Below are 12887 nucleotides of genomic sequence, written 5' to 3' on the forward strand. Positions count from 1 at the left end.
TTCGCAATCCTTCCACTTAGTACAAACTAGGGAGGATATTGATTTGAATCAAAATATTTTAGAATCATTCGGCTGGGATTCATTTTTTGAAGAGCAAGCTGTAGAGAAGAATTATGAAGTAGGGCGTATTTTACTTGAGCATAAGCATATATATCGCATTATTTGTAATGACGGTGAATATATGGCAGAACTGTCTGGGAAGTTTCGGCATGAAGCGGTAACGAAAGGGGATTACCCAGCGGTTGGTGATTGGGTGTATATAAAGAAAATAGAAAATGAGAAAAAGGCAATCATTCATCGTATTTTTTCGAGAAGAAGTTCTTTTTCAAGACAAGAAGCTGGTAATAGAACTGAAGAACAAATTATTGCAGCAAATGTAGATTATTTATTTTTAGTAAATGCACTTAACCATGATTTTAACGTAAGAAGGTTGGAGCGTTATTTACTATTAGCGTATGAAAGTGGTGCAATGCCTGTTATTGTATTAACAAAAAGTAGTTTATGTGAAGATGTGGAACAAAAAATTGTAGAAACGGAAGCTGTTGCAATTGGTGTTCCGATCTTCGTCGTCGATAGTTTAGAGCATAGAGGTATTGACTCGTTACAACAATTTGTTGCTTCAGGAAAAACAATTGCTTTAGTCGGCTCATCGGGGGTTGGAAAATCTACTTTGTTAAATGCACTCGTAGGAATTGAGATAGCGAAAACGGGAGATATACGTGAGGAAGATAGTAAAGGGCGGCATACGACAACTCATCGTGAGCTGTTCCAACTACCGAGTGGGGGCTTAGTCATTGATACTCCTGGCATGAGGGAGTTACAGCTGTGGGAAGGAAGTGATGCAATTCAAACAACATTTTCTGATATTGAAGAACTAGCAAAAACATGCCGTTTCCGGGATTGTAAACATGAAAATGAACCAGGGTGCGCAGTGCATAATGCAATTGATAACGGACTTATTACGATAGAGCGTTTGCAAAGCTATAAAAAGTTACAAAGAGAACTGGCGTATTTTATGAGAAAACAAGATGCTATTCTCGCAAGAGCAGAGCGTGATAAATGGAAAAAGATTTCTAAACAGCATAAAAAAATGTAAAAAACCAAAGGACTATTCCTTTGGTTTTTTTGTATTTATAAATTTTATAATAATGTTATTCGTATATATGGACAAAAGGAAATTATTTGTTTAAACTTTACAAAGTATTCATCAAAATAAGTTATAAAATAGTAATTTGGGATTGGATATATTCATAATTAACTCAATGTAATTTGAAAAATGTAAAAGTAGGAGGTTCGTAATGGGGAAACTATTAAATTGGCTTCGCGATATGAAAGTAGCGAAAAAGTTATTAATTTCATTTTTTGTGATCTTAATTGCGGCAGTCTCTATTATTGGAGGCATGTCTTATCAAACGGCTAAAAAGAATTTTGAATCACAAATTACGAGTAGTGCTCACGATAATATAAAAATATTAGATAATTTAATCAATCAAATGATTGAGGCGAAATTTAACGATGTGAATACTTTTGCACGGGTAATTCAAGGAAATATGTATCAAGGAGATAATCAAGATGAATTAAGGAAAATGCTATCTCAATATATCAACTTGAATAAAGATGTTGAACAAGTATATGTTGCAGGAAATGATAAGAAGTTTATGCAAGAACCAAATATACAAATGGCAGCAGACTATGACCCAACAGAGCGTTCTTGGTATAAAGATGCGGTGGCAAAACAAGGCGGTATTGTTGTAACTGAGCCGTATAAGGCACAAGGAAATGGGCATATTGTCGTAACGATTGCAAAACAAACAAAAGATAAAAACGGTGTTGTTGCGGTGGATTTAAGCTTAGACAATCTATTAAAAACAACAAAGTTAATCAATATTGGTAAAAAAGGATATGCTTTCATTTTAGATGGAAAACAAAAAATAATTGCGCATCCCCAAGAAAAATCAGGGGATAGAGCAGCTGACTCTTGGGCGAAGAAAATTTATGAAGATAATCACGGTACTTTTTCATACTCTTATGGCGATAGTGAAAAGAAAATGGTATTTGCTACAAACTTAAAAACAGGCTGGAAAATTGGTGGGACGATGTACTCAAGCGAAGTAATTGAAGCAGCCCAACCCGTATTTTATAATATGTTAATTGTTATGTTTATTTCATTAGTTGTAGGAGGAGCACTTATTTATTTTGTGACACTTTCTATCACAAAGCCTTTAAAGAGATTAGTTGTCACATCAAAAGAAATAAGTGAGGGAGATTTAACTCAAACAATTGAAATCCATTCTAATGATGAAATTGGTCAACTTGCAAAAGGTTTTAATGAGATGACAGATTCACTACGAACGTTAATTGGAAGGATTAATGATTCGGCTGGGCATGTTGCAGCGGCATCAGAAGAGCTAACTGCGAGTGTAAGACAAGCGAGTGAAGCCACGGAGCAAATTACAATGGCAATGGATGAAATATCAAGTGGGGCAACGACGCAAACAACAAGTGTAGAGAGTGGTGCGATGTTACTGTTTGATGTAACAGAAGGGATTCAGCATGTAGCCAATAGTTCATCATCTATTAATACGGCTTCTGCTCATACTCGTGAAAAAGCAGAAGATGGCGGAAAGCTAGTAGGAAAAACAGTAAATCAAATGCAGTCTATTGCAGACTCTGTTTCACAATCGGATGCAGTTATTCAGTTATTAAATAATAAATCGAAGCAAATTGGTGATATATTAGAAGTAATCCAAAATATTGCAGATCAAACAAATCTTCTTGCTTTAAATGCTGCAATTGAAGCTGCAAGAGCTGGTGAGCACGGAAGAGGGTTTGCGATTGTTGCAGATGAAGTACGTAAATTGGCAGAGCAATCTAGCGTATCTTCCAGCGAAATTAGTAAATTAATAGGTGAAATACAAGATGATATGAGTAAGACAGTAAAATCTATGAATCATGTAAATGAAGAAGTTCAATCTGGACTAGTTATTGCAAATGAAACGAAGCAAAACTTTGCAGAGATTTTACAATCTACAAATGAAATAGCTAATCAAATAAAGACGATGGTTGAAACGGCTAACGGAATGTCAAAAGGTGCAAATGAAGTATCTATTTCAGTAGGCCAAATTGCAATGACAGCACAAAATAATGCGACTAGTACACAAAATGTAGCAGCGTCAGCTGAAGAGCAACTAGCTTCGATGGAGGAGATAGGCTCTGCAGCTGGTACATTATCTCAAATGGCTGAAGAGTTACAAGTATTAATTGAAAGATTTAGAGTTTAAAAGAGAACAGACTGTCGCACGCATAGCAGTATGCTAGTGAGGCAGTCTTTTTTATTAAGTAGGATCAGATTGATGTAGGCTAAATATTAATGAGGATGGAGATTCCCCTTAGGATGTTTAAAACTGTATTTCACATAAAGTGAAACTTTGATCAGTGGGGTTTTGTCCATCCCCCGCTGATTATTAGCTCACACCAATCGGGCTTTTACGGGCAGTTGATCTCCCACCTAACTCCCTCGCATTCGCCGAATTTTGAGGTGGGAGTCTTACTGCCCGTTAATGCGGGATAAAATTTGTCGAAAAATAGAGGTATTTGTTAACTTTGTGTATAATTATTATCATATAGAATACAAATAAAAGGAGATTAATATGGGAGTGTATTGGGGTACAAAAAGACATTCTTGGCTTAGTTATGTCTCATTTTGGCTAAGTATTTCATTTTTTGTTGTTTTTCTAATTGAAGTGTTTGTATTAAAAACACTTTCGAATAGCTCGGTACAAATTGTTAAATATTTTTATTTTATACTTGTGCCAGTAAACATTTTTCTTAGTTTAAGGTTACTATTTAAGAAGAATGAAAAGAAAGCATTACCCATTTTCAGTTTCATTGTATCATTATTATTTACCATTTTAATTATAGTACTAGCATTAGCGGCTACCGGGAAATTCTTTTAGGGAGAGTGACAGAAGTCACTCTTCTTTTTTGTTGTTTGCTCGCAAAAAATTTGATTTTATGAATTGTTGTGAACAAATAATGAGTGAATGTAGGATAAAACTTTCATTGATTAAATTTTGACGTTATTTCAAAAAATTAGGAGAGTATGAAGTGATGAGGTAAGCCATATAATAATGAAGATGGAAGAAAGTGTTTTGTATATACTTATGAAGCAAATGAATACGGTAAGAACGGTGATATATGGTACAATAGCTATGGAAAGTGATAGAGATAAAGGGTATATAAAATACTCATCGTTTTTTAGTAAGAGAGGGGTTATCTTATGCTATACGAGGATTTGATGACATTATTTCAAACAGCTCCGAAAGAAGAAGGTAGAGGCGGCTGGAAATATATAATCCAAGAACAAAATGATACATATGAAATTGTTGATGAAATGTTGAAAAATCAAATGAGTGTCGAATTGTATTTTAATGAATATGATGAGGTGAAAATCACTTTATATAAAGATGGAATTCCCATTACGACTATGCAAAGAATTGTGATTTTAAAAGTTGAATTAGACGAAGATGAAGAAGGCATTCAATTCGTTTTAGAGCGCATGCCAAGTCGAATGATTCGGTTGCAATTAAAGCCATATTTAGCATTGGAAATGGGGCCGTATTGGGAAATATGTGATGATTGTGAATGAACATAAAAAAGCATCCAATAACATGGATGCTTTTTATGTTTTTTGAAGTTGTTTAAACGCAATGATCGGAAGTAGAATGATGCTTACCCATCCGATGATAGGATATAGAATGTGGAGTAGTTCACTGTAACCGATGTAACTAAAGCAATAACTAATTAGTAAAATGAAGAAAATAATATTGTTATTTTTCCACCCAGTGATAGATTGCATTTGCTTTGTCATTCCGAACACATTACCAACTAAAGTTGTGAACACTTCACCGAAAATAACAAGAACGAAGAAAAAGTGAAAAGTTGCATTAAATCTTCTTATGACTTCAGCCATTGGGATGTTGTATTGATAAAATTGATCGACTGATAAGATAGCTAAATGGCTGCATAATAAAATTAAAGAAAGTCCTGCACCACCTAAAATTCCACCCCATAAAATGGCTTTTCGATCCTTTACCTCACTTGCTAATGGGACGAGAACGCTTTGGGCGAGAGAAAGATTTAAGGCGACATATGTAATAGGGCTAGTAATCCACTTCATATTCCAGCTCTCTGCAGGAATGGTGTTATTAATAGAGGGTGTACCGTGGAAAAAGGTTGTAATAGCAAGCCCGATAATAAAAATCATCATAATAGGTACGACAAGTGTATTTACTTCAAAAACACCTTGTAATCCGCGGCCACCTATAATGAGACAGGCGATAACTGTAATGAGAATACCGAGTTGTCTAGGTAAACGGAGTTGCTCCTCAAATACCGCCCCAGCTCCGGATAACATAACACTCGTTACGCCAAATAAAACGAGTAATAATAGTGTGTTTACAACATTTCCGAATACATCTCCAAATAAATATTTGTTGAACTCTTGCGCTGAAAACGCCCCGATTTGTGATGAAAGTAGCATCATCTTTGTACCGAGCCATATAAAAAAAAATCCACTTACACATATGCCAATGGTCCCGTAAAATCCGTTCACTGTAAAAAATTCAACAATTTCTCGACCAGTAGCAAATCCAGCTCCAACGACAGTTCCGATATAAGTAGCAGCGACTTTCTTTGCTACTTGCCATTGTTGATTGTCCATGTTATCCCTCTTTCTTCTATGATGAGCTTGACTTACTATAATGCATATGTATGAGCTTGGACAATTAGACATATGAAGTGCTTGAAAAAATACATGAATTGTATGATATTAGGGAAATATTAAAGGTGTTAAAACTTTGTTACATATAAGCTAATCGTTCGAAAGGATAGGAAATGTATGGTAAAATGCAATTAGGTTATTAAAAGATAAGCATTACAAAATGATAAGAGGAGTGGATTGTATGAGTACGAAAACAAATGTTGTTGAAGTATTAAACAAGCAGGTAGCAAACTGGAATGTGTTATATGTGAAACTACATAATTATCACTGGTACGTGACAGGACCACACTTCTTTACATTACATGAGAAATTTGAAGAGTTCTATAATGAAGCCGGAACGTATATTGATGAGTTAGCAGAACGTATTTTAGCGTTAGAAGGTAAACCATTAGCGACAATGAAAGAATATCTCGCTACATCTAGTGTCAACGAAGGGACAAGCAAGGAGTCGGCAGAGGAAATGGTGCAAACATTAGTGAATGATTACTCTGCACTTATTCAAGAATTAAAAGAAGGTATGGAAGTTGCTGGTGAAGCTGGTGATGAAACATCTGCTGACATGTTGTTAGCAATTCATACAACATTAGAACAACATGTATGGATGCTAAGTGCATTCTTAAAATAACAGTAAATATATTAAAGAAAAATCCATTGAAAAATTCTTTCAATGGATTTTTTTGTGATTTTTCAGTTTTCTTTTATGCTATAATATAGTAAAAGGGAGGCGATACGATGTTTCGCTTTTTCAAAACTGGAAAAGAAGAGCGGGAAATTACGAAAGATGAATTAGAACAAGCAATGGCTAAGTTTCTAGAAACAAATGCTAATATCGTTTATACAGTATTAGTAAATGATGATTATACAGTGAATTATGATTTGTTAAAGCCGTATTTACCTGCATTTCCAACAAATGTTTTTCTCATTACGAAGGAAACTCTTGAGGTATTTGAACATACAGAAGAAAATTTAAACCTAGTTAAAGAAATTGATATCGTACAAAAGGCAGTAGATCAATACGTAACAGAAAAAGAAATGTTTCCAATTGTTGAAGGTAGTGAAGATCGCCTCATATGCGGAATGAAACTAGGGCCTTACTTAAATCGTCTATTAAAAAGAAACTTATATATTTCAGAAAAACATTATTTAGTTTCAAGTGAACCAGATAGGAAAAAAAAGAAGAGTGGATAGATGTAATGAAAACAACAATAAATATATTGTTGTCTTTTTTTGTTTGTGAAAATATTGATTTTTCAGTTTATTCGACTTTATAATAAACTTATTGGACAGGGAGGAGTAATTATTAAGTATCATTCTGAGAATAAAGCATTGTTAGCATAAGCTATATACAGTGACCGCAGAATGGTATATAAATTCGAGAAGTAAATAATATAAAAGGTTCTGGGGGAATTGCAATATGAAAAATAGTATGAGTTATATTCAGTTATTAAATGAAACGTTACATTGTTATGCAAATAAAGGAAGTTTTGAAGCGTACACTTATATAATGGAGCATGCTAAAGGTGTAGTGGGGAATGAGGCACAAATATTTAATTTTAAATATGCATTAGCAAGTGCAGCAGGGCTTGAAGAAGAAGCGTTACATTTAATGAAGGAAGCCATTATAGAAAATGGTTTTTGGTATGGAAATGAGTATTTAATTTCCGACGACGATTTAAAACCACTACATAAATTTGAAGAGTTTCATAAAATGGTTCAATTATGTAAAGAAAGAGAAGAATTAGCAAAGAAAACAGAACGAGCAGACGTGAAATATATTTACAGCAAGAAAAAGGGAAATCTACTACTTACAATGCATGGTGATCAAGAAAATATAGGAATAATAGAACCATATTGGAAATCAGTTTTGACACAAGATTATACGTTAGCTTTACCACAGTCTTCGCAAATTCAATTTTCAGATGGGTTTGTTTGGGATGATATACATAGAGGAAGAGAAGAATTAAAAGAGCATTACGCTAAGTTTATAGAAAATCATACAGTAGAAAATGTAATAATAGGTGGTTTTTCTGCTGGAGCAAGAGTAGCGTTATATACTATTTTACAAAAAGATATAGATGTAAAAGGTTTTATTTTTATGGCACCGTGGCTTCCAGAGATTGAAGAATGGAATGAGTTGCTGGGGATGTTACAGGATAAAGATATAAAGGGATATATAGTATGCGGGGATCAAGATGAAGATTGTTTCGAATGTACACAGCAATTTGTACAATTATTAAGAGATAAGAATATAGAACATGAGTATAAAGTTGTGCCTAACTTAAATCATGATTATCCTAATCATTTTGATGAGTTATTAAAAGAAGCTATTGAATATATAGAAGGAAAAAATAATAAGTAGTAGGAAAGGGAGGTGCATCGCAGTTGATGTATCTCCCTTTTACAATTATAAAGTGAAACTTTAATCAGTGGGTTTTTTGTCCATCCTCCACTGATTATTAGCCCACACCAATCGGGCTTTTACGGGCAGTTAATCTCCCACCTAACTTCCTCGCCTGCGCCAAATTTTGAGGTGGGAGTCTTACTGACCGTTAATGCGGGATAAATTAAAAGCATTTGCTAGTAAGCGATAAGAATTCAATTTATCTTCAAATCGATGAGTAATCGTGACAATCATAAATTCTTCAGTATTGTATGCTTTGCTTAAGTTTACTATTTTTTCTTTCACAGATGAGGGATCACCCACGATCATACGTTGACGATTTTCTTTTATACGGAATAAATCATAAGCACTATATGAATAATTTTGAGCAGTTTCGATAGAAGGAGTACCAGTAGTTCGTTTTCCTTGCTCTAGTAATAAGATTGATAGATCTAAACTAGAAGCAATTTTTTCCGCTTCTTCATTTGTTTCTCCGCAAATAACAAAAATAGCGACGATTGATTTTGGTTTTTCTCCTAAAAATGAAGGCTGGAAATGTTCCTGATAAGCCTTCATAACTTCTGGGCCCCCGAAACCATTAATAAATTGTGCAAATGCAAAAGAAGCTCCATTGTTTGCCGCAATCTTAGCGCTTTCTCCGCTAGAACCGAGCATCCACATTTCAGGAGATGTTGGAATAACTGGAGTAGCCTTTAAATTTGCATAATGATGGTTTTCTGGTACTTGATCATGTATGTACATTGCAACATCTGCAATTTGTTCTGGATATTGATCAAGTGAGACCATTTTTCCTTCTTGTAGTGCCCGAGTTGCTATTGGCATACCACCAGGTGCTCTACCAACACCCAGGTCGATGCGGCTTGGATAAAGCGCTTCTAAAACGCGGAAGTTTTCGGCAACTTTATATGGACTATAATGCGGCAACATAACACCACCTGAACCGACTCTGATATGATCTGTTTTCGCTGCAATATGAGAAATAAGTATTTCTGGACTTGAGCCAGCTAAGCTTACGGAATTATGGTGTTCGGATACCCAAAAACGTGTGAATCCGAGTTTTTCAACTTCTTGTGCAAGCTTAACTGTATGTGAAAAAGCTTCAACTGCTGTGCTACCATCTGAAATAGGGGATTGGTCTAATACACTTAATTTGATCATAGAATATACCTCTCAATCTTAATGTACATCCTATTATATATTTACTTACGAATAATGCGTAATGAAATGCTCAAAATGAAAAGTGGATAATCTTATATCCACTTTTAACGAGAAAATCCTCGTTCATAATGATTCATTTCGACTAGGTTTAAAATATATTCGTAGTTGTCAATTTCATGTTTTATTTGTTCACGTTCTTTTTCAGATAGTTTCATATTACTAAGTTTTTTGCATAGGTGTTGTTTCTTTAATTCTAAATGCTTTTTTGTAGCGTGGTAATCATAAGTATGTTTCATTTTCAACCACTCCTTCTTTGCAGTTGCTATATTATACGAAGTATGAAGAGATGTGAGAGCTATCCCTTATGTACGTTTAATGAATATTCCAATTGCTATGGTGTTATGTTTATGGGGATTTATGAATAAAATGCACTAAACCACTAATGCACATTTTATGAAGTAAGGGGTGGAATTGTGCAGAAAGATATAATGTATAACACTGAAATGGATGAAACGTTAAAAGTTATAAATAAGGGATTGAAGAAGACGACACGTCCGAAACAAATTATTGTAGTAGGGGCTGGTATGGCTGGATTAGTTTCGGCATCTTTATTAAAGGCTGCAGGACATGAAGTGAAGATTTTTGAAGCGAACAACCGTGTAGGTGGCCGCATAGAGACAGTTAGAATGGAAGACACCGGATTATATTTAGATGTTGGAGCGATGAGAATTCCGTATTCACACACATTAACAATGGCATATATAAGAAAGTTTGGGCTACAGGTGAGCCCTTTTATTAATAGGAATGAGACAGATATTATCTACGTAAATGGTCGGAAAACAACGTTGAAACAATATGAAAAGGACCCAAGTATTTTAAGGTATCCTGTGGAAATGAATGAAGAGTGGAAAACGTCTGAGGAACTATTATTGTTAGCGGTACAGCCCATTATAAATTTTATAAAAAAGAACCCAGAGAAAAATTGGGATGTTGTAGTAAAGGATTTTGGGAGATACTCTACAGGACAATTTTTAAAGTATCACCCTTATCAATATAATACGTATTTTTCGCCAGTAACGATTGAGATGATTGGTGTTCTATTGGATTTAGAGGGCTTTTTAGAAAGGTCATTCGTTGAGACGTTACGATTTTTATACATTATGCAAGAGGAAAGCGGATTTTGCGAAATAATAGGTGGAAATGATAGATTACCAAAGTCTTTTTTACCACAATTAGAAGAAAATATTATATATAATCAAAAACTAATGAAGCTTCATCAACATGCTAATGGTGTGACAGCTTACTACCGGAATGAGGAAACTTTTGAATATAGTAGTATTACAGGGGATTTAGTTATTGTTACAATTCCGTTTTCGACAATGCGTTTTGTGGAAGTAGATCCATTTGATTCTATATCTTATGAAAAATGGAAAGCAATTCGTGAATTGCATTATATGCCTGCGACGAAAATAGGAATTCAATTTAAAAGCCGATTTTGGGAAGAACAAGGGCAATTAGGCGGCAGAATTATAACAGATTTACCAATTCGTTACGCCTATTATCCAAGTCATGGAATTGGAGAAAAAGGGCCTGCTATGATGTTAGGAAGCTATACATGGTCTTATGATGCGTTGTTATGGGATGGGTTATCAAAGGGTGATCGTATTTATTACGCATTACACAACTTAGCAACGATATTAGGTGGTCAAGTATATGACGAGTTCTTATCTGGAATATCAAAAAGTTGGACATTGGATCCATATGCGCTTGGAGGGTTTGCACTATTTCAGGCAGGGCAAGAATCGGAGCTACAACCAGCGATTGTAAAGTCAGAGGGAAGAATATTCTTTGCCGGAGATCATACAACGTTATATCACGGATGGATTCAAGGTGCAATTGAATCGGGAGTTCGTGTAGCGATAGAAGTGAATGAATAAAATGTATAAAATTCAGAAATTTCTTTACTGTATAACTTGAGATGGATATTATTATATATAAAAGAATTATAGGGAGTGTTTACAGTGAATCCATTATTATTCGATTTTCCTTCTGAATTTTATACTGAAAGGCTTCTTATTCGAATGCCGAAACCAGGGGATGGTAAAGTTGTATATGAGGCAATTCAAGCTTCTATGCAAGAATTAAAACCATGGATGGTGTTTGCCCAAAAAGAGCAAACAGAGGAAGAAATAGAAGAGAGTATTAGAAAATCGCATATTCAATTTTTGCAGCGTGAGGATTTAAGATTACTAGTATTTTCGAAAGAAACAGGTGAATTTATTGCATCTGCTGGAGTACATCGTATTAATTGGGATATACCTCAATTTGAAATTGGGTACTGGATTGATACAAGGTTTAGTGGAAAAGGCTATATGGTAGAGGCAGCAAAAGGTATAACGGATTACGCTTTTTCTGAACTGAAAGCAAACCGCGTAGAAATTCGTTGTGATTCTCTAAATAAGAAAAGTAGAGCGATACCTGAGAAATTGGGATTTAAATTAGAGGGTACTTTAGAAAGTGCTAGTGTTGCTGTAGATGGAAATGGATTAAGGGATATGTGTGTATTTGCAATGACGAGAAATACATATGAAAAAGAAGAGCTGTAAGAAACGGCTCTTCTTTTTGTACATTATGGTACAGGATGTCCATTAGAGCTTTCAAAAATTGTAAACCATTGTTGACGATCTAAGTTAACTTTTGTAGCAAGTGCGGCCGTTTTTACACGATCTATTTTACCAGATCCAACGATTGGCATCATGTTAGTTGGATGTGCAAGTAACCAAGCGTACATAATGATATCTATGCTATCAACACCTTGCTCAGCAGCAACTTTTTGTAGTGTTTCACGTACACGTACAGCACGTTCAGTTTGGCCAGTAAAGATTTCGCCACCAGCAAGAGGTGACCAAATCATTGGATTGATTCTTTTTTCCTGACATAAATCAATTGTACCTTTTTCAAAATGTTCAAGTTGCATTGCAGATACTTCAATTTGATTTGTGATAAGTGGGAAATCTAAATAAGAACTTAACATATTAAATTGAGAAGGTAAAAAGTTAGATACACCGAAATGACGAACTTTTCCTTCTTGTTTTAAGCGTGAAAATGCTTTTGCAACTTCATTTGGATCCATAAAAGGATCAGGACGATGAATGAGTAATACATCGATATAATCTGTGTGTAAATTTCTAAGTGAGGATTCCGCACTTTGTATAATATGTTCTGTACTTGTATTATAGTGGGCGACATATCGCTCCGGGAATTTTGGTGATGGGGGAGCGATTCCACACTTTGTAATAATTTGCATGTTTTCACGTAAGGAAGGCTTGAGTTGTAATGCTTCTCCAAACAATCCTTCACACGTATATCCGCCATAAATATCAGCGTGATCGAAAGTAGTAATCCCCATATCCATACATTCTTCAATGAAAGAAAGTAATTCTTGCTTCGTCATATTCCATTCTGCTAAACGCCAAAATCCTTGAATAATACGAGAGAATTCTAGAGTTTCGGCCATTTGAACTCGTTCCATTATATGTACCCCCT

At 34.9% G+C, this 12887-nt stretch carries 13 protein-coding genes and 1 pseudogene; 10 read left to right on the forward strand and 4 right to left on the reverse strand.

Going from position 1 to position 12887, the window contains the following annotated elements:
• Positions 1-43: 43 nt before the first annotated feature.
• From rsgA to ACQKNR_RS19220, 5 genes and pseudogenes are all read left to right on the forward strand, one after another.
• Entirely contained in the window at positions 44-1096 is a 1053-nt protein-coding gene (gene rsgA, locus ACQKNR_RS19200; RefSeq protein ID WP_427319669.1) for a ribosome small subunit-dependent GTPase A, read from the forward strand.
• 304 nt (positions 1097-1400) lie between these two features.
• Positions 1401-2339 (forward strand): annotated as a pseudogene (locus tag ACQKNR_RS19205) (HAMP domain-containing protein); the annotation flags it as partial.
• Between the two features lie 123 nt (positions 2340-2462).
• Positions 2463-3281: a methyl-accepting chemotaxis protein gene (locus ACQKNR_RS19210; RefSeq protein WP_427319913.1), complete on the forward strand. Its 819-nt coding sequence runs from the start codon at positions 2463-2465 to the stop codon at positions 3279-3281.
• Between the two features lie 369 nt (positions 3282-3650).
• On the forward strand, positions 3651-3956 hold the full coding sequence (locus tag ACQKNR_RS19215; protein ID WP_427319671.1) for a hypothetical protein: 306 nt from the start codon (positions 3651-3653) through the stop codon (positions 3954-3956).
• Between the two features lie 323 nt (positions 3957-4279).
• Complete coding sequence (locus tag ACQKNR_RS19220) at positions 4280-4648, forward strand: DUF3979 family protein (RefSeq protein ID WP_427319673.1); 369 nt, start codon at positions 4280-4282, stop codon at positions 4646-4648.
• A 33-nt stretch (positions 4649-4681) separates the two neighbouring features.
• On the opposite strand, the gene ACQKNR_RS19225 is transcribed toward ACQKNR_RS19220, so the two are convergent.
• Entirely contained in the window at positions 4682-5722 is a 1041-nt protein-coding gene (locus ACQKNR_RS19225; RefSeq protein WP_427319675.1) for a YkvI family membrane protein, read from the reverse strand.
• Between the two features lie 241 nt (positions 5723-5963).
• On the opposite strand from ACQKNR_RS19225, the gene ACQKNR_RS19230 reads away from it, so the two are divergent.
• The 3 genes from ACQKNR_RS19230 to ACQKNR_RS19240 all read left to right on the forward strand — a co-directional run bounded on the left by ACQKNR_RS19230 (position 5964) and on the right by ACQKNR_RS19240 (position 8141).
• Entirely contained in the window at positions 5964-6407 is a 444-nt protein-coding gene (locus tag ACQKNR_RS19230) for a Dps family protein (RefSeq protein WP_000105198.1), read from the forward strand.
• 107 nt (positions 6408-6514) lie between these two features.
• Positions 6515-6970, forward strand: a complete 456-nt coding sequence (locus ACQKNR_RS19235; protein WP_427319677.1) for a DUF3939 domain-containing protein — start codon at positions 6515-6517, stop codon at positions 6968-6970.
• A gap of 226 nt (positions 6971-7196) precedes the next feature.
• Complete coding sequence (locus ACQKNR_RS19240; RefSeq protein ID WP_427319679.1) at positions 7197-8141, forward strand: alpha/beta hydrolase; 945 nt, start codon at positions 7197-7199, stop codon at positions 8139-8141.
• A 180-nt stretch (positions 8142-8321) separates the two neighbouring features.
• Here the strand turns inward: ACQKNR_RS19240 and ACQKNR_RS19245 are convergent, their stop codons facing one another.
• Together ACQKNR_RS19245 and ACQKNR_RS19250 are read right to left on the reverse strand one after the other, a co-directional pair.
• Complete coding sequence (locus ACQKNR_RS19245; RefSeq protein WP_427319681.1) at positions 8322-9341, reverse strand: LLM class flavin-dependent oxidoreductase; 1020 nt, start codon at positions 9339-9341, stop codon at positions 8322-8324.
• A gap of 104 nt (positions 9342-9445) precedes the next feature.
• Positions 9446-9637, reverse strand: coding sequence for a DUF3896 family protein (locus ACQKNR_RS19250; RefSeq protein WP_427319683.1), 192 nt, complete (start codon positions 9635-9637; stop codon positions 9446-9448).
• Between the two features lie 177 nt (positions 9638-9814).
• On the opposite strand from ACQKNR_RS19250, the gene ACQKNR_RS19255 reads away from it, so the two are divergent.
• The gene (locus ACQKNR_RS19255; RefSeq protein ID WP_427319684.1) at positions 9815-11278 is read left to right on the forward strand and encodes a flavin monoamine oxidase family protein; all 1464 of its coding nucleotides are present in this window, start codon (positions 9815-9817) and stop codon (positions 11276-11278) included.
• A gap of 84 nt (positions 11279-11362) precedes the next feature.
• Positions 11363-11947, forward strand: a complete 585-nt coding sequence (locus ACQKNR_RS19260) for a GNAT family N-acetyltransferase (RefSeq protein ID WP_427319686.1) — start codon at positions 11363-11365, stop codon at positions 11945-11947.
• A gap of 23 nt (positions 11948-11970) precedes the next feature.
• Here the strand turns inward: ACQKNR_RS19260 and ACQKNR_RS19265 are convergent, their stop codons facing one another.
• Entirely contained in the window at positions 11971-12873 is a 903-nt protein-coding gene (locus tag ACQKNR_RS19265; RefSeq protein WP_427319688.1) for an aldo/keto reductase, read from the reverse strand.
• Between the last annotated feature and the right edge of the window lie 14 nt (positions 12874-12887).

This window comes from Bacillus sp. NPDC094077 (assembly GCF_050279465.1).
GTDB lineage: Bacteria > Bacillota > Bacilli > Bacillales > Bacillaceae_G > Bacillus_A.